Source organism: Ferruginibacter sp. (assembly GCF_028288465.1).
In the GTDB taxonomy this organism is placed as follows: Bacteria; Bacteroidota; Bacteroidia; order Chitinophagales; family Chitinophagaceae; genus Ferruginibacter.
On the sequence record NZ_JAQBNR010000046.1, the window covers coordinates 37,375 to 55,967 of the forward strand.

The 18,593-nt window shown below is 42.8% G+C and carries 16 protein-coding genes; 9 read left to right on the top strand and 7 right to left on the bottom strand.

Annotation, left to right across the window (positions count from 1 at the left end; all coding sequences use genetic code 11):
• Window positions 1–8: 8 nt before the first annotated feature.
• The 5 genes from JWR61_RS17495 to JWR61_RS17515 all read right to left on the bottom strand — a co-directional run bounded on the left by JWR61_RS17495 (window position 9) and on the right by JWR61_RS17515 (window position 3,379).
• On the bottom strand, window positions 9–1,124 hold the full coding sequence (locus tag JWR61_RS17495; RefSeq protein ID WP_301929036.1) for a hypothetical protein: 1,116 nt from the start codon (window positions 1,122–1,124) through the stop codon (window positions 9–11).
• Between the two features lie 6 nt (window positions 1,125–1,130).
• Window positions 1,131–1,844: a hypothetical protein gene (locus JWR61_RS17500; protein ID WP_301929037.1), complete on the bottom strand. Its 714-nt coding sequence runs from the start codon at window positions 1,842–1,844 to the stop codon at window positions 1,131–1,133.
• The gene (locus JWR61_RS17505; RefSeq protein WP_301929038.1) at window positions 1,822–2,376 is read right to left on the bottom strand and encodes an RNA polymerase sigma factor; all 555 of its coding nucleotides are present in this window, start codon (window positions 2,374–2,376) and stop codon (window positions 1,822–1,824) included. The genes JWR61_RS17500 and JWR61_RS17505 overlap by 23 nt, the downstream gene beginning before the upstream one ends.
• A gap of 134 nt (window positions 2,377–2,510) precedes the next feature.
• Window positions 2,511–2,861 carry a hypothetical protein gene (locus JWR61_RS17510; protein WP_301929039.1) on the bottom strand — a complete coding sequence of 117 codons (351 nt, stop codon included), beginning with the start codon at window positions 2,859–2,861 and terminating at the stop codon, window positions 2,511–2,513.
• 248 nt (window positions 2,862–3,109) lie between these two features.
• Window positions 3,110–3,379 (bottom strand): hypothetical protein, encoded by a 270-nt coding sequence (locus JWR61_RS17515; protein ID WP_301929040.1) that lies wholly within the window; start codon window positions 3,377–3,379, stop codon window positions 3,110–3,112.
• Window positions 3,380–3,675: 296 nt separating this feature from the next.
• Between JWR61_RS17515 and JWR61_RS17520 the strand changes: the two genes are divergently transcribed.
• Window positions 3,676–5,124 (top strand): PAS domain-containing sensor histidine kinase, encoded by a 1,449-nt coding sequence (locus JWR61_RS17520; protein ID WP_301929041.1) that lies wholly within the window; start codon window positions 3,676–3,678, stop codon window positions 5,122–5,124.
• A 74-nt stretch (window positions 5,125–5,198) separates the two neighbouring features.
• Here the strand turns inward: JWR61_RS17520 and JWR61_RS17525 are convergent, their stop codons facing one another.
• Window positions 5,199–9,272 carry a gliding motility-associated C-terminal domain-containing protein gene (locus JWR61_RS17525; protein ID WP_301929042.1) on the bottom strand — a complete coding sequence of 1,358 codons (4,074 nt, stop codon included), beginning with the start codon at window positions 9,270–9,272 and terminating at the stop codon, window positions 5,199–5,201.
• A gap of 370 nt (window positions 9,273–9,642) precedes the next feature.
• Here JWR61_RS17525 and bshB1 point away from each other — a divergent pair, with 370 nt between their 5' ends.
• From bshB1 to JWR61_RS17545, 4 genes are all read left to right on the top strand, one after another.
• The gene (bshB1, locus tag JWR61_RS17530; RefSeq protein ID WP_301929043.1) at window positions 9,643–10,371 is read left to right on the top strand and encodes a bacillithiol biosynthesis deacetylase BshB1; all 729 of its coding nucleotides are present in this window, start codon (window positions 9,643–9,645) and stop codon (window positions 10,369–10,371) included.
• Window positions 10,372–10,440: 69 nt separating this feature from the next.
• Window positions 10,441–11,514 (top strand): acyl-CoA desaturase, encoded by a 1,074-nt coding sequence (locus JWR61_RS17535; RefSeq protein ID WP_290338222.1) that lies wholly within the window; start codon window positions 10,441–10,443, stop codon window positions 11,512–11,514.
• 96 nt (window positions 11,515–11,610) lie between these two features.
• Window positions 11,611–12,036: a DUF1003 domain-containing protein gene (locus JWR61_RS17540; protein ID WP_301929044.1), complete on the top strand. Its 426-nt coding sequence runs from the start codon at window positions 11,611–11,613 to the stop codon at window positions 12,034–12,036.
• A gap of 138 nt (window positions 12,037–12,174) precedes the next feature.
• Entirely contained in the window at window positions 12,175–13,836 is a 1,662-nt protein-coding gene (locus tag JWR61_RS17545) for a glutamine--tRNA ligase/YqeY domain fusion protein (RefSeq protein WP_301929045.1), read from the top strand.
• Here the strand turns inward: JWR61_RS17545 and JWR61_RS17550 are convergent.
• Window positions 13,833–14,258: a hypothetical protein gene (locus tag JWR61_RS17550; protein ID WP_301929046.1), complete on the bottom strand. Its 426-nt coding sequence runs from the start codon at window positions 14,256–14,258 to the stop codon at window positions 13,833–13,835. The genes JWR61_RS17545 and JWR61_RS17550 overlap by 4 nt on opposite strands.
• A 478-nt stretch (window positions 14,259–14,736) precedes the next feature.
• On the opposite strand from JWR61_RS17550, the gene JWR61_RS17555 reads away from it, so the two are divergent.
• The 4 genes from JWR61_RS17555 to JWR61_RS17570 all read left to right on the top strand — a co-directional run bounded on the left by JWR61_RS17555 (window position 14,737) and on the right by JWR61_RS17570 (window position 18,399).
• Window positions 14,737–16,017: an OmpA family protein gene (locus JWR61_RS17555; protein WP_301929047.1), complete on the top strand. Its 1,281-nt coding sequence runs from the start codon at window positions 14,737–14,739 to the stop codon at window positions 16,015–16,017.
• Between the two features lie 26 nt (window positions 16,018–16,043).
• Window positions 16,044–16,439 (top strand): hypothetical protein, encoded by a 396-nt coding sequence (locus JWR61_RS17560; protein ID WP_301929048.1) that lies wholly within the window; start codon window positions 16,044–16,046, stop codon window positions 16,437–16,439.
• A gap of 24 nt (window positions 16,440–16,463) precedes the next feature.
• Window positions 16,464–17,390, top strand: coding sequence for an NmrA/HSCARG family protein (locus JWR61_RS17565; RefSeq protein WP_301929049.1), 927 nt, complete (start codon window positions 16,464–16,466; stop codon window positions 17,388–17,390).
• Window positions 17,391–17,808: 418 nt separating this feature from the next.
• On the top strand, window positions 17,809–18,399 hold the full coding sequence (locus tag JWR61_RS17570) for a c-type cytochrome (RefSeq protein WP_301929050.1): 591 nt from the start codon (window positions 17,809–17,811) through the stop codon (window positions 18,397–18,399).
• Window positions 18,400–18,593: the final 194 nt, after the last annotated feature.

The window sequence follows — 18,593 nt, forward strand, 5'->3', positions numbered from 1 at the left end:
CAACAATTCTAAAAATACTGGCTGATCCTGATCCCCGGCGTAACACCCCTGAAAAAATTATTGAAATACATTGATGGTTCGATGGAAGTTTTTCTTATTGCAAACCTGCCTGCACCGAACCGAAAAGTTTGTTTGTCGAAATAGTCTCCTTCCCTGTGTATCAGGTAGCCCAGCGAAACTACCGCACTAAACGTAAAATCCTTCCGTGGATCGTGATCTGGAATACCACCCTGGCCATACGTGAAGGTTAAAAAATCATTTCTGTAAGTCTGCAATTTATTTTGCGCATCTTTTGCAAAGATGAAATGAGGTTCCCAAAATAACCCAGGTTCCCATTTAAAAGTACGGTCACGATTGGTCAGGGCTAGTTTAGCTCCCAGGCTAAAAGATGGAACAAAATAATTTTTATAGTTCTGTATGTTAACCATAAAATTCAATACAAGAAAATCGCCGTGGGCGCCCGGTACAAAGCCCCTGGGAGCACCCCCGCTGATGGACCGGTCTTTCTTCAGGTAATGATCGCCACCACCCAGTATCAGCGGCCATTTGGTATTTTCAAAATTTTTAATCGTGGTCAGTTTTTCTTTCACCGCACCATTGATATAGCCGCTTAACTCATTCAGATTATTCAGGTAAAAAGTAAGGTGATAGTATCGATCGTTGGTCCGACTGATTTTCTGTTGCGCCTTTGGCGGATTAGAAATAACACCAATAATATGAATGGTATCCTGTTCTGTTCTTAGAGAAGCCAGTTCGCCTTTGTTGATTAAAAAGCTGGCGCCTTTGGGCTGAAATTGTTGTAGCCGGATTTTTTTGCGCCCTTGCCCGTCGACAAAATAATCGATGCGTTTTGAAGTGAGTGGATCCCCAAGAGAATCTTTTAATGGAGCAATGTCCGTAATAAATGTCTGCAGTAATCTATCAATATCTGCAAGGGCCTCCAGGTCGTTGATATCGGTTAACTCTACCTGCATTTTATTGCCTTTATCAAGGCTTATCCAGAAGCGCCGGTTAATGACGATATTTTCAGGCACTTCAAATGCCTTGTCTGATTTGTTGCTTTGAGCGCAAAGGTCTGCCGTGATGCTGATTGCCAGCATCAAAAAACAAATTGTTTTTTTCATGTTATTTTAGTTTGATGGAGTGGTTTTGTTTCTAAAAAAACTCAAATCGATGATGTTTTGAGATGTTGATGTTGTGGTATAAGTTTCCGGGCTTACAGGGTTAAACCTGATCGAACGATAATCAGCGATATGGTCATCCCTGCGTGTTGCTTCTTCCGGGTAGCCGAGCTCATTGATGTGGACTACTTTTAATTTTTGTTTTAATACCGGCCCTGCTGCAGCAATCGCAACCGGCGTAACGACGATTGGAGCGATGCTATTTTGTACAGGTTGAATTTCATTTTGAACTACTGTTCCTGTGCTTGTGTTAACAACTTCAGGTGCAACACTATCCATCGAAGCCATTGTTATTTTATCTTGCCGTGCAACTTTTACGGCTTGTCTTTTTTCAATCACAAGGCCCTTGTTTTCAGCCGGAGCAGGCGCAGGTTGGTTGATATTTTCATTAGGCATGGATAAGGCAGGCTGTTGCTTTACTGTTGAGGAGCTGTTGTTTGCGTGCGAAACAGTATCGTTTTTCAAAAACGGCAGCAGAATTACAAACAGCAAACAGGCAGCGGCGACCCAATACCATATCATTCTTCTGCGGCCGGACTTTTTATGCAGGCGGGCATCCAGCTTTTCCCAAAGCGCATTGCTTTCGCTGCTGGTTAAACCCAGGATAGCCGGATCTTCCAGCCTGCCTTTCCAGGCCGCTCTATCTCGATTTTCGTTTGACATATCGGGTTCCATTTTGTGCTAGATTTTTTTGTAACAATATTTTTGCTTTGCTCAACTGCGATTTGGAAGTACCTTCTGTAATGCCAAGCATAGCCGCAATTTCTTTATGCTCCAGGCCTTCTATTTCGTACAGGTTAAACACCGTGCGGTAACCAACCGGCAACTGAACAATCAAATCAAATATTTCTTTGGCAGATAAATTATTCAACGCTTCTGCTTCCAGCGGGCAATCTGCTGCATCAGCTTCCGTAACAATAGTGAACACATTTTTTTTTCGTAACAACATCAGGCATTCATTGATCATTATTTTTTTTACCCAGTTATACAAAGCAGCATCTCCCTGGTACTGGAACGAGCCCAGCGTTTTAAAGAACTTGTAAAAGCCATCCAGTAAAACCTCTTCCGCATCCTCGTTGCCTTTAACATAGCGGCGGCACACCAGCAGCATTTTATCGCTCAGCAAATCAAACAGGCATTTCTGCGCCGGGGCACTACCCTGTTTTGCTTCCCTGATTAACTGTGCTATATCCATATTCAATTTGAAAGATACCCGGTTGTGTACATTATTACAAATGCGGCTTGCAAGCATTAGGTTGCCCGGAGATAAAAAAAATCTATTACTAAGTGGGAAAAGTGAATCGTGAATAGCTTATACTGATATCCGCATTATTCAACAAAATGCCAGCAAACACCCGCAATATCAATGATGTTTACTTCGATGCCATACGGTTGCTTTTTGGGTGGTGAAACCCTGATGCCATATTTTTCCGGTAATTTTTTTTCTGTCACTGACCGATAGAACTCAGCCGCATTACTCACTTTTACACTCACCATAAAATTTTCGGCAAAGGATTTATTTTCGTACTGCTGCAAAATAAACTTACAACCATCTTTTTCAAGACCGGCATATCCGCCAACATCCCAATTGACTGCAAAGCCCAACTCCTGAAAAAATAATTTGGATTTTTCAAATTCGCTGCCGGATGGAACAAATGGTTCCAGGGATAAAAATTGCATGTTGAGTATTTTTTAATGGGATGCTGTATGGCTGAATTATAGCAGGTTTCGTTTCAAGTAGTCATCAATCTTGAAGTTAATAATTTTTCCAGCTTCATCTATTGAACTTTGTATATTTTTTTGCCGCGGGGTTTCTATGGTTGATTAAGGTTGCAGCAAAAGTCCATCAGTTATCGTTGGCAAGGAAGGTGTAAGTTTATAATAGCGAAAGGACACTTTGTTATTGCTTGCTCATTTTTACTTCTCTGCTATTCTGATTCTGTTTGTGGAAGCATTTTTTTTATCAAAACAAGCTGCCCTAAATGATAGTGCAGGTGTTCAATAATACCGGTTATATTTCTGTAGTAATTACCATACTTACCATCCGCAAAATCGTCCCATAGTTTGGCTTCAGGCAGCTGTTCCACCAGTCCGGCAAAGGCTTCTGCCTCCTTCCATATTTTGTCCAGTAACTGCTCCCAGTCTTCGTTGCATGCGATGGGTGGCTTTGAATTAACAAATGTGACAACTCCTGACATGTCTTTAGAACTGTCATAATAATATCAATGTTGGTATAAAGTTTAAACGTACTCACATATCGAATAATGACTTATATATACGTAAATCAAATTTAAAGTATTAAAAATTTGTACTAGCCTTTATTACAATAGCGGTTACATCATCACCCACAAAAAAGAATGCTGTTTAAGACTATTTTTTTAAAATGTTTCTATTTTGACCAACTCCCCTCCTATAATATTTTTTTTATTTTAAACCTTATCGAATAAATTGTGTTACTGGACTTTCCTCAACCCCCTTTCATAAATTATACAATATGCCGCAAGCCCCTGTTGCTATTTACAATCACCTGAATTATTTCGATGCCCTGTTTCATGAAGCCAAAGAAAATGCGGTATTACTGCTGGATACAGATGGCATTATACTGGAAGTAAACAAGGCTTTTATAGGCTCATTTGGTTATGAACGGGCTGATGTTTGCGGCAACCATTTTAAAATGCTTTTTACCGAAGAAGACAAGGCCAAGAACCGGCCGGACAAAGAGATTGCGGCCGCTTTGAGCCAGGGCCAGGCATACGACAATAACTACCTGGTGCAGAAAGACAATGTGATTACCTGGGTATCGGGAGAAAGCACACTGATAAAAGATGAAGCCGGTAAAATCTACGTGCTGAAAATCATCCAGAATATCAATGAACAAAAAATTTCGGAGAATGCTATCATCAGCCTCAGCAACTTTACGGACAGTATTTTAAAATCAATTGAAGATGGTATTGTGGTACTGAATAAAGACCTGAAAATTGTCAGGGCCAACGAATCTTTTTCAAGATTATTCGCCCTCGGTGCAACAAAAATAACCAATGTTGATTTTGCAAAACTGATTGCGTCCTATGATAAAAATAACGACCTGCTGCATAAAATACAACTTGCGGTGATCAGTAAAAAAGGATTCAGCAATATCCAGATACAACTAAATGAAAATACGGCACAGGAAAAAATATTTGAGGTAAACTGCAGCCCGGTAAAAGACGGGTCATCCGAATCGAATGTATTGCTGATTGTGCATGATATTACCGTGCAAAAGCAGGCGGAACGTGACCGGGATGATATGATCGGTTTTATTGGTCATGAGTTAAGAAACCCCATCACCAATGTATTACTCTCTCATAATTTACTGGAAGCATTGGTTGAAACCAATGACGCTGCAACTATCAAAGAGTTACTTGAGCGGAGCAAAAACAATGTATTGCGGTTAAACAGAATGATCAACGAATTGTATAACTCCACCAAAATAAACGCAGGCCATTTTGAACTGGAAAAAACAAAATTTGATTTTGCCGGCATGATCACTGAAGCGGTAGATACGGTAAAAATGCTGCACCCCGATTATACGATTGATGTTGACAACAGCACCGGTCTTGTCGTAACGGCCGACCGGTACAGGCTGATACAAGTAATAACCAATTACCTGGGTAACAGCATTAAATATGCCGATGGCAAAAAAAATATCCGCATACTGGTGACCATTCAAAACGACTTTGTGGAAGTGGCCGTAAAAGACGATGGAATGGGTATTGCGCAGGCGCATCTGCCGTTTATTTTCGACCGGTTTTTCAGGGCAGAAAAAACAATGAACCTCGAGGGTATCGGGCTGGGACTTTTTTTATGCAAACAAATTATACATGCCCACAACGGTCATGTGTGGGCCGAAAGCGAAGAAGGTGATGGATCTACTTTTTATTTTTCTATTCCGTTAATGCAATAGCTTTCTATCCACTCAAAATTCACTGCTCACCATTCGCAATTCACCACTCACCACTGACAACTCACTGTAAATCATCATCTCACCAGCACCACATTGCCCTTCAGCATTTTTACCCTGCCCAGCCGGTCGGTGCCTTTTATCATCCACACATAGTTGCCAATGTTTTGTTTAATACCCTTATAGGTCCCATCCCACCCTTCACCAACATTGCTTGTTTCAAAAACAATATCGCCGTAGCGGTTAAATATTCTGAAATATTCCAGGTTGCTTATACCTACCGCTGTGGGCCTGAAGCGGTCATTTAATCCATCCCCATTGGGACTAAACGCATTGGGCACATAAAACCCCGGGCCTTTTAACACACGCAGTTTTACTGTATCATGTGCCGTACAACCCAGCTCATTTTTTACTGTTAAAGTAAATGTTTCATCTGCGGTTAGTTTAACAGTTGGGTTGGCTATAAAAGGATTACTGAGTTGTTCCGGCGGTGACCACTCAAATTGCCCGTTGCCTGTACCGTTTAACTGGTAAGGCGCATTGTATTCGGCGTTATCGTCCTTGCCTGCACCGGCGATTACTTTTGGCAACACATCCAGGTTCACCGTAGCGGTATCCAGGCAACCCTGGTTAGTTTTTACTATCAGTTGGTAGCTGCCTGCACCAGTTACTGAACCTGGCAACGTTAGGGGTTGCTGATTGATTGTCCAGGTGCCGGTAAAGCCAGCTGTATTATACTGGCCTGCCAGGTTCAGCGTATCTCCAAAACATATTTTCAGGTTTTTATCCGGCCCCAATGTGGGTTTGGTGTGAACGGTTACAGCAAGCATTGCCCTTGGCCCCTCACATGCGCCGCTTACCTGGCTTACAAAATAATGATTTACACCCGCCGCCAGCGTAGAAGGTATGGACGGTATTGATGAGGCTGTACCGCCAGTGTCAGTGCGGTACCAGAGCAACCGGCCGCCTTCTGTGATACCCGCGGCATGCAGCGTTTCAGCAATATCATACTGGCAATAACTGAGTGGCGAGACGGTTGGTGGAGGCGGTGTTGCATTCACACTTAAATCCAGTGTAGCAACCGAATCACATCCACCGGCATTCCTGAGTGTAACCACATGCAAACCGGAACTGGTAAAGCTCTGACCGTTCCACTGGTAAGGCAATTGGGCAGAGCAAACACTTGCTTTTGTTATGCTGTTTGTATTGGCTTTTACAAACAGGTGTAATGTGGCAATTGAATCACAGCCATGTCTATCAGCCAGCGTTACAGCATAAGTACCGGCTTGCGGATAGCTATGCCCGTTCCAGCTAAAAGGTAACTGCCCGGTGCAAATACTGATTGTACTGGTACTGGTGGCGACGGTACGAACAGACAGGTTTGCAGTTACAATAGAATCGCAGCCGGTACTGTTGGTGAGCGTGGTGGTAAAAATGCCGGCACTGGTAAAAACATGTCCATTCCAGCTGTAGGGCAATTGAGAAGGGCAAACACCTATGTCGATATTCCTTTTATCGGGCGCAGTCACGGCAAGGTTGAGCGTTGCAAGGGAATCGCACACGCTTAGCCCGGTGAGCAAAATCGAATAAGTACCGGCAGCAGTATATGTTTTGCCGTTCCAGTGATAAGGTAACTGGTTGCTGCAAATAGTTGTGTTGGTGGTGCTGGTTGTGTACGGCAACACGGTAAGGCCGAGTACCGGCACGGAGTCGCAGCCTGCAAGTGTTTTGATGGTTACAGAATAAGTGCCGCCTGTGTTATAGCTTTTGCCGTTCCACAGGTATGGCAATTCTTTATCGCACACATTTACATTGGTAGTAGAAGTAAGAATATCTTTCACCATCAGTTTGAGCGTTGCAACAGAATCGCAGCCACTGCTGCTGGCAAGCGTTACCGGATAGGTGCCGGCAATAGGAAACACATTGCCGTTCCAGGTATAGGGCAACTGGTTACTGCAAATGGTGAGTTCGGTAATACTCGCGGCGGCATCCCCCACCTGCAGGTTTAAAGTGGCAACAGAATCACAACCACCGCTGGTTATCAGCATAGCAGTATAAGTTCCGGACGAAGTATAACTGTTGCCGTTCCACAAATAAGGCAACTGGCTGATACAGGTACTTACATTGGTAACGCTGGTTAACAGGTTATTTACGGTAAGATTTAAGGTTGCAATGGAATCGCAGCCGGCCACATTTTTAAGGTTGGCTACATAAGTTCCGCCCGATGAATAACTGTTACCATTCCACTGGTAAGGCAGCTGGTTATTGCAGACCGTTTTATTGATGGTACTGGTTAAAAATGGTTGTACCGCCAGGTGAAGGCTGATAACGGAATCGCAGCCGCCACTGCTTTGCACGGTGACGGCATAATTGCCTGCACTGTTAAATACTTTCCCGTTCCATTTAAAAGGCAGTTGCGCATTGCAAATGGTGAGCGTCGTATCACTTGTTTTGGTGTCACTTACGCTGAGGTGTAATGTAACTACAGAATCGCAACCACCGCTGCTGATAAGCGTAGCTACGTAAGTTCCACTGGTGTTATACAAATGCCCGTTCCAGTTATAGGGTGTTTGATTAACGCAGATGCTGATATTGGTATCCTTTTTTATTACCGGATTAACATACAGATCCAGGTTGGCGACAGAGTCGCAACCGGTAGCACTGAGCAACGTTACCGAATAATGACCGGGCAACGTATAGGGTTTGCCGTTCCATACAAAAGGTAGTTGGTTAATGCAAAGTTTTTTAACGGTTGTACCCGGCGGAATGAGCTGACTGACGATGTTCACGGCAACAATGGAATGGCAGGCATCCACTACAAAGGGTGGATCAATCGGGTAAGTGCCGGGTTCTGTAAAAATATGCCCGTGGTAATTATACGGAAACCGGCTGTTGCAAAGCAGCAGGCTGTCAGTTTTTGTTGACGGTGTTTCAACCGCTAATTTTAAAGTAGCCACAGAATCACAACCGGCGGCGGTAACAAAAGATGCAGTATAGGTACCTGCGGCAGCATAACTATTGCCATTCCAGGTATAAGGTAACTGGCTGTTGCAGATGGTGCGGCTGGTGGCGCTTGTTAACACTGTAGCTGTAACTAACTGTAGCCTTGCAATGGAGTCGCAGCCATTGCTGCCATTAAGTGTAACGGAATAATTGCCGGCACTTGTATAACTATTGCCGTTCCATACATACGGTAGCTGGCTGGTGCAAATTGTTTTATAGGTGGTAGTAGTTTTAACAGGCGTCACAGCCAGCACGAGGCTGGCAACCGAATCGCAGTTTAAATAACTTTTCAATTTAACTGAATAAGTGCCTGCGGCAATGTAACTGTTGCCGTTCCAGTTGTACGGCAGTTGAGCAGCGCACACAGCTGCTTTGGTGCTGCTCGTTGCAGGCGGTATCACTTTTAAATCCAGTTTGGCCACTGAGTCGCAGCCAGCGCTGGTGGCAATGGAAACCGGGTAAATACCCGTGACTGAATAACTATGCCCGTTCCAGCTGTAGGGTGCCTGGCTGCTGCAAATTGTTACCGGCGTAGTACTGCTGGCAGCAGTCTTTACAGCCAGCACCAAAGTGGCGATGGAATCACATCCTGCAGCGCTTTTCAGTGTGGCTTTATAAGTGCCCGCAGTAGCATAACTGTTCCCGTTCCAGGTATAGGGAAGCAGGTTGCTGCATATTGTTTTAGTTGTGGTACTGGTTACGAAATTGTTGACGGTTAAACTGAGAATGGGCACGGAATCACAACCTGCAGCACTGGTAAGTGTCACAGAATAGGTGCCGCTCTGGCTGTAAGTATGGCCATTCCAGGTATAAGGCACCTGGTTATCGCATATAATCACATTGCTAACACTTACTCCTACATTGATCACCGACAGGTTTAAAATTGCCGTAGAATCGTCTCCGCTGCTGCTGACAAGCGCTGCTGAATAAGTACCTGCTTTAAGACAGGTGATATTGTTCCAGGTATAAGGTAGCTGATTTTTACAAATGGTAATATTTGTGGTACTTGTTGGTGGAAATTCCGGGTATTTGATTTCTTCAACGCTCTTATTGTCAGGGTTTTTGGGCAACGCAGCAGCAGGGTACATGATTAACATGGTCAATAGTATACCCAGCAAAATACTGTAACAGGTAAATCGGTTATTCATAATTCCCTTGGGTTGCGGCAGGTGATTCACACACTGCCTGAAGGATGCATCAATGGCAAAAGATACCAGACATTGATTTAATTTGCGATTTTTCAATTATGCAATAATTAAGCCGTTGTAAAAAATAGTTATGTACATTTCCGGCTATAGAATTTATCTTCCATACGCCTTTCCTGAAGCCTGATGAAATGCCCTTAATAGTTTAATTGAGTTGTTGGCATGCCCCTATCCTGTTTTGCTTAAAAAAAGCCGTTCGCTCATACTGCCCAAATACGGAATCCTCCTGGCATGTCTCTCTGCGCCCGCATTATTTATTTTTCGCCTGTTCACCTTACTTTTGCATTTCTTTTTTTACATTTAAAATCAGCAGATGAAACTAGATATACTTGCTTTTGGCGCCCACCCGGATGATGTTGAACTGAGTTGCGCAGGCACTTTGATTGTTGAAAAATTACAAGGGAAAAAAGTGGGTGTTATAGATCTTACCCGGGGCGAACTGGGTACCAGGGGCAGCGCCGAACTTAGAGCAAAAGAGGCTGCGGCTGCGGCAGCCATACTACAACTGGACGTAAGGGAAAACCTGGCGCTGCCCGATGGCTTTTTCAGGAATGATGAAGCCCATCAGCTGCCTGTTATACAGGCGATTCGAAAATACCAACCCGAAATTATTATTTGCAATGCGCCGGAAGACCGCCATCCGGACCATGGCCGGGCTGCTCAACTGCTGGAAGATGCTGTTTTTTTAGCTGGGTTGCGCAAAATTGAAACAATGGAAGATGGCCGGCTACAGGAAATCTGGCGCCCCTCCTACGTATTTAATTATGTACAGGACAGGTACCTGCATCCCAATTTTGTGATTGATATTTCTGACGTGATGGAGCAAAAAATTGCTTCTATTCAAGCCTACGGCACCCAGTTTGTCAACCCCGATTTAGACGAACCGCAAACTTATATTTCTACGCCTGATTTTTTGGATAGCGTGATTTACAGGGCAAAGATGTATGGCAAAATGATTGGCGTAAAATACGCTGAGGGCTATATTAGCAAAAAAATGATCGGTTTTAACAATTTCAACGCATTTATTAAGGTAAATACCTGATTTGGGTATAAACTAAAGGCCGGTTGTACAGGATTAAAATGTACTTTTGCAGCTTTAAATTAATATATTATGGCCACGCCAAAATTCATCAACAACTCTTCTACTTTTCACCAGGAATTAAAAGCCCGGGTAAGTCAGTATTTTGCTGATGTAAAGAAACCTTCCACCGGAAATATCAAGCTGTTTTTCAAGGCTATCTTTTTCTGTATTGCTTATGTCGCACTCTATGTTCACCTTGTATATTTTACGCCGGTAGCTTGGGTTGCCATTATTGAATGTGTATTGCTGGGTTGCTTTACCGCTGCAATCGGCTTTAATGTAATGCACGATGGTGGCCACGGCAGTTTCAGTAAAAACAAAAGTGTAAACAGACTGGCTGCGGTATCCGTAAATTTTTTAGGTGCCAGCAGCATTATGTGGGCGCAGAAACACAATATCATTCATCATACTTATACCAATATTGATGGTATTGATGATGATATTGAAATTAAGCCTTACCTGCGCATGTGCACTACGCAAAAGCTATATAAAATGCACCGTTTTCAGCATTATTATGTTTGGTTTTTGTACACCCTGTTGCACCTGATCTGGATCTTTTTAACTGATTATCAGAAATATTTTAAGAAAAGAATCGGTACTGTTCCTATTAAAAAATTAACCGTAAAAGAGCACATTGCCTTTTGGGCTGCCAAAGTAGTGTACGCTGTTTTGTTTATGGCCTTGCCTATTTACATGGTTGGCTTCACTACCTGGCTGGTTGGCTTTTTAATTGCCAGTATGGTAACGGGTTTTGTTATCAGCATTGTCTTTCAGCTGGCACATACTGTGGAAGAAACCCAGTTCCCGATGCCTGAGGCCGACAGCAATAAAATTGAAAATGAATGGGCCATCCACCAGGTACAAACAACGGCTAATTTTGCTACTAAAAATAAATTGCTTTCCTGGCTGGTTGGCGGACTGAACTTTCAGATAGAGCATCACCTGTTTCCGAAAGTGAGCCATGTACACTACCCCGCCATCAGCAAAATCATTAAACAAACCTGTTCCGATTACGGTATCAAGTACGTTGAATTTCCAAAAATGCGCCAGGCCATTGCCTCGCACGCTGCCTACTTACGCAGGATGGGAAGAGCGGCCGCCTGATAACTGCACGATAACTTTTCACATCATTAAAAGCCATGTATAGTTAGCATATACGTGGCTTTTTTATTTACCCAAACAATCTCTAAATAGTACACAATGAAAAGTTTTACCTGGCACGAAAAACATGAAAACTCGCTTTCTTTTGGCGACCGCCTTTCCGACAATGTTGCCAATGGCATGGGCTCCTGGCGCTTTATCATTATCCAAACTGTTTTTGTGATAATCTGGATGGGCCTCAATATCACCGGCTTCGTATTTCACTGGGATGTATATCCTTTTATTTTACTGAACCTTATTTTCAGTACACAGGCTGCGTATGCTGCACCCATTATTATGATGTCGCAAAACAGGCAAAGCAAGCGTGACAGGATACAGGCGCAGGAAGACTATCAAACCAATATCGATGCAAAAAAAGAAATTGAAACGTTGCAGATTCGTTTGAATGAAATAGAAGTACAAAAGCTGGATAAAATTATTCAGATGCTGGATGCCATGAAATTGAATGATATAAAGTCTGTGTAAGACACAATCTGCATCGTTTATGTTAAAGCTCAATTGAACTTGATTTGATGCGATGCTTTGCTGTCATCCGATCAAAATAACATCAAACAAACATTATAAGCCATCATACCTTAAATTTGCGCAACAAAGTATACACAGATGTCTGAAGAAAAGAGCCTGAATTTTATAGAAGAAATTGTTGAAGCGGATTTAGCAAGCGGAAAATACCAAACCATTCTTACCCGTTTTCCACCAGAACCCAACGGTTACCTCCACATTGGCCATGCAAAAAGCATTTGCCTCAACTTTGGCCTGGGGCTTAAATATGGCGGCAAAACCAACCTGCGTTTTGACGATACCAATCCCACAAAAGAAGAAGTAGAATATGTAGACAGTATAAAAGAAGATGTACAATGGCTGGGCTTTAGCTGGGCGAATGAATTGTATGCCTCTGACTATTTTGAGCAGCTGTATTTGTTTGCAGTTGACCTGATAAAAAAAGAGTTGGCTTATGTGGATGATCTATCAGCCGAAGAAATAGCCACTTTAAAAGGCACGCCTACCGTACCCGGTATGGATAGTCCGCACCGCACCAGGACCGTTGAAGAAAACCTGCAACTATTCGCTGATATGCGGGCGGGGAAATATACCGATGGCGAAAAAGTATTGCGGGCTAAAATCGATATGTCGGCCCCCAACATGCATATGCGTGACCCTTTGTTGTATCGCATCAAACATGCTCACCATCACCGCACCGGCGATGCCTGGTGCATTTACCCGATGTATGATTTTGCACATGGGCAGAGCGACAGCATTGAAAATATCACCCACAGTATTTGTACACTGGAGTTTATCCCTCACAGGGAATTGTATGACTGGCTGATTGAAAAGCTGGACATCTTTCCATCCAAACAATATGAATTTGCCCGGCTTAACATGACCTATACAGTAATGAGCAAACGCAAGTTATTGCAACTGGTGACAGAAGGCCACGTACAGGGCTGGGATGATCCGCGTATGCCCACCATCAGCGGTATGCGCCGGCGTGGATTTACAGCAGAAAGTATCCGTAATTTTTGCGATAAAATTGGGGTTGCGAAAAGAGAAAATATGATTGACTTCAGCCTGCTGGAATTTTGCTTGCGGGAAGATTTGAATAAATCCGCCTTAAGGGTGATGGGTGTTTTGGATCCCGTAAAATTAGTTATTACCAACTATCCCGAAGGGCAAACAGAAGAACTGGTAAGTGAAAACGGACCCGACGAAGCATATGGAACCAGGATAGTTCCTTTCAGCAATACGCTATGGGTAGAAAGGGAAGACTTTATGGAAGTGGCAGCAAAGAAATGGTTCAGGCTTGCACCGGGTGCTGCTGTCCGGTTAAAAAGCGCTTACATTGTACGTTGTGATGGCTTTACAAAAGACGCTGAAGGCATAGTAAACGAAATACATTGCTCTTATTTACCCGAAACAAAAAGCGGTCATGATACCAGTGGCATTAGTGTAAAAGGAACTATTCATTGGGTGAGTGTTGAGCATGCATTGCCAGCCGAAGTACGTTTGTATGAAAGGCTGTTTAAAGCAGAAAATCCCTCGACTGAAGAAGGCGATTTTAAAGAATACATCAACGAAGATTCATTGACCATTATACCAGATGCCCGGGTAGAAAGATCGTTGGCGAATGCTACTATTGAAAGCCGTTACCAGTTTTTAAGAAAGGGTTATTTCTGCCTGGATAAAGAATCTACCCCCGAAAAAATGGTATTCAACAGAACCGTTACTTTAAAAGATGCCTGGTCTAAAACAGCCAATAAAGCTTAATCTTTTTTCTCCTGCTCCATTTTAACATTAGGAAAAGCGGACGCCAAGAGCAATAGTATAACACAAGCCATCATTAAAAAAATGCCGGCTTTTTTTTCGGGGCAGTAAGCATTATAGCAAGAGGTAAAGAGGATATATGTTTTGATTGCATAGCCCACGCCAAGTGCGGCTATAAAAAGATTGGCACGTTTGGCCCATAACTTTGGCAGCAGCATAAATCCAAATACAATGATAGCAATAAACGACAGTAATTTACCAGGTTTGCCATACTGGTTCTGAAAAGTAAAAAATCCCGTAAATGTGCGCTGTGCTTCGTTTGTAATATGCGGATCAGCATAATAAGTCCATGGTAAAAAACAAGCAATAACAAGCAGTATACAGGCTGCTAACCCAACACGGTGCATAACAACAGAAAATTGCATAATGGTCAATGATTTATTCTTTTAATTTTTCTTTTTCTAGATGCGGTTATTTTATTTCTGAAGCAGCTACCTGATAAACCAATAGGATTACAAGACAGTAATCCTATTCAATAAGTGCCGGCAAATCTTACAATTTTAATTACTACTTTTTAAATACTCTCTTGCGCTAATTTCTTCACACCCACAACTCCCCTGCCAAAATCAGTTACAAATTGATGCGGTGAAATTACTGCATTTTTATTTCGCAAGGCAGTATCAATTCAGATCATACCTGCTGAATTTTTAAAACGACTTTTCATCGATTATTTAACCTGATCTTTTTTTCTGCCAGCCAGCTAACGACTAACGCCGGTATCTGCCCGGTAAATTCTTTCATACAACCAATTCATCCTGCAACCTCCTCAATTCATCACCGTTACATTTTTAACAACCTCAGGTCAATAATAGTTTTGTGCTGTTAAACAAAAAACACAACATCATGAAGAAGAAAATTTCGTTTTTACTGCTCGCAATTATCCCGTTTTTGGCGCAGGCTCAGTTTGGTGGGCTTTTGGGAAAAGTAAAAAATAGAGTAAGCGATAAGGTAAACCAACGGGTGGATAATAAAATGGATAAAGCGATTGATAAAACACTTGATAAAGCCGAAGGAAAAGAAATAGCTGCACAACCAGAGGCTGCAAGCCCTGCGTCAGCTGGCGATGAAAAATCTACCATAAAAAGTATTTCCAAATATGATTTTGTGCCGGGAGAAAAAGTTTTATTCGCGGAAGATTTTGCACAGGAAGCTACTGGTGAATTGCCCGTTAACTGGAACACCAGCGGCAGCGGCGAAGTCGTGAGCCTCGAAAAATTTTCCGGCAAATGGCTGCAGGTGCACAATCCATTTATTTACCTTACCAGCAATACCAAAGAACTCACGGAAAATTACACCGCTGAGTTTGATTTGATTCTGCAGTTAAAAAATAATGGCTGGATGTATCCTACTTTCTCCAGCGGCTTTTTTGCTACCAACGGGGAGCCGGGCACGGACAATGTTTTTCTTAAAGACTATAATAAATACGAGACGGTAGTGGCTACCATATCACCTGCTGAATACAAGAGCAGCAGGGTAAGTCTTGAATCATTTACAGATGCCAAAAAATATTTTAAAAGCGAAGATAAAATCTACAGCGACCTGGAAAATTATTATGGCAAACCGGTTCACGTTGCAATACAGGTACAGAAACAACGCTTCCGGATGTGGATCAATGAAACGAAAGTTTTTGATGTTCCCAAAGGGCTTGATACAGCCTATAAAATGAACCAGTTATTTTTTAAAGTCGGGGCTACCAATTACAAAGAAGACCAGTATGCCATTTACATCGGCAATATCAAAGCAGCTACCGGCTTACCGGACACAAGACATAAATTAATAGAAGAAGGTACATTCTCCACCACAGGCATTTTGTTTGACCTTAATTCGGCGGTGATACAACCCACCTCGTTTGGCATTGTAAAGGAGATTGCCGATGTATTAAAAGAAAATCCTTCCCTTAAAATTAAAGTGGTTGGCCACACGAGCAGTGATGGCGACGACAAGGCCAATATGGAGCTGAGTAAAAAACGAGCAGCAGCTGTAAAAGACATGCTGGTAAACGATTTTAAGCTGAACGATGCCGTTATTGAAACAGATGGCAAAGGCGAAACCCAGCCAGTTGCCGACAATAAAACCAAAGAAGGAAAAGTCCAGAACCGCCGGGTAGAATTTATAAGACTATAATCAATCAATATTAAAAATTAAACAACATGAAACAGTTTTTTTTACTGCTTGCCCTTATCGCCGGCCTGTCAAACGCCGCCCCAGCACAGGAAATAAAAATGGACCCACCGTCCCAATTTATGCAGATCACTACGATTGAATCTGTACTGTCAGGCGGGCTGGGCAGATCAAGAATGCTCATCACCAACCCTGATGGATCGCAGAAGGAAACCGACATGGAAAATTTATTCAGCCTGGTGGGCATCAATTTTAAAAACATTAAGAAGAATGAAGACGAAGTAGTAAAAACGTTGAAAGAATACACTAATAGCGGCTGGAAAATAGCCCATGTAACTTCTTTAACGCTTAGCCAGAACGATACCGGCGCCGGAGGCATTTTTATGACCCGTTACCTGTTATCCAAACCAGAAGAGAAAAAATAATTACACATATTCAAAACAAAAAAAATGAACCAGAAAAAAACAATTTTAGTAACCGGCGCTACCGGTGCCCAGGGTGGCAGTGTAGCAAAAGCATTGCTCGCAGAAAACAATTTCACCGTTCGCGTATTTACCAGGAACGCTCAATCTGAAAAAGCATTGGAACTGCAACAGGCGGGCGCAGAAGTGGTAACCGGCGATTTGGATGATATTGACAGCATCAAAAATGCAATGCACAATTGCTATGGCGTTTTTGGTGTAACTAATTTCTGGGAGCATTTTGAGAAAGAATACCAGCAAGGTAAAAACTTAATTGAGGCTGTAAAACAAATGAACGTTGAGCATTTTGTTTTGCATACGTTGCCTGACTACAATAAATTAAGCAACGGGCAATATCCTACCCCGCACTGCGATATAAAAGCGGCGCTGCAAGCGTATACCAACACGCAAAATATTCCGGCCACTTTTATGCAGGTAGCATTTTATTATGAGAATTTCTTCACCTTTTTCCCATTGCAAAAATCAGCTGACGGAGGTTACTCATTTGGCTTCCCACAGGGCGATACCAAACTGGCTATGGTAAGCATTGAAGACCTGGGCCCTGTAGTGGCGGCCGTTTTCAATCACCCGGCTGAATACATTGGCAGAACCGTAGGTGTGGTGGGAGCAGATGACACCTGCTACGAATATGCAGCCACACTGAGCCGCGTACTGGAGAAAAAAGTGAACTATCATTACATCCCAAGAGATGAATATGCCGCCCTGGGCTTTGCCGGTGCAGAAGAGCTTGCGAATATGTTTGAAGTACAACGTTTATACATACCGCAAAGGCAAATCGACCTGATTGAAAGTTATGGTTTAAACCCTGCCATGCAGCCCTTCGAACGCTGGCTGAGTAAAAATAAAAGCAGGTTTACAGCAATGATGCAAACAGAAGAAGCTATAACAGCGTAAACGAAAAACCAATACACAAATCCTGTACATGGTTTTGATGCCGGCAAGTGCCGGCATTTTTTATGCTCACTATATTCAACAATTCATGCAGCCTTTATAGCATCTCATGCAGACCTGCATTGCGTTGGCGGCCTTTCAAAAATATCTTGCACCCTGTATTCAAAATACAAAAGCAATAAAGTTATATATGAGAAATAATCTTCCGCATACCGTCTTATTTGTGATCGCTGTGACTCTGATAATTATGGCTGCAGGCCGCGACAGGACATACAAAAATTACAATTCAAATGCAGTAAAAAAAGAGGCGACGGCAGATGCAGGCAGCTATTTCGATTTGAGACACTTTCTAATACCTCTATCCCGCTTTTATTAAACATCGTAAAATAAAATTCCATCATAAACTAAAAAACAAGCTACCATGCGTAACACAATTTTAATTTTTATTTCCGCTTCAATCATTGTCGCGGGTGCCATTATCAGCTGCACCAATTCCAACTCTGCAGGCCTACCTGAAAAAGCCGCTGTCGATACCGCCAAAAGAATTGCCCGCGGCGAATATCTGGTCAACGTTGCCGGCTGTGATGATTGCCATTCACCAAAAAGGATGGGCGCTCACGGCCCTGAAATTATTCCTGAACTGAGATTTTCCGGTTATCCATCCACCCGCCCGATTCAACGACCAGACGGTAATGTAATTAAGCAGGGATGGGCGTTGATGGGGCCGGATCTTACCAGTGCAGCCGGACCATGGGGTGTGTCTTTTACTGCTAACATCTCTAGCGACCAGACAGGAATCGGCGCATGGAAAGAAGAGCAGTTCATTACCGCTTTGCGAAAAGGAAAATACAAAGGACTGGAAAGCAGCCGCGACTTGTTACCGCCAATGCCTTGGTATTACTACAGAAACATGACCGACGAAGATTTAAAGTCTGTATTTGCATTTTTGAAATCAACCAGGCCGGTAAAAAACATTGTACCAGCACCCATGCAAATTGCTGAGATCAAATGATCATCCGGACAACAAAATAAAGTGCTTGCCAATCCAGGTGAAAAGTGCCGGGGGCGATTTCCTGTTGATACCAAAATGAAATCCTACTGCTGAAATTCAATGGCGGAGTTCAGCAGTAGGATATTAAACATCAATCCAATCTAAAACCATTACTTCAGCCTTGCAAAATTGACCGGAGACGTGGATAGAACAAC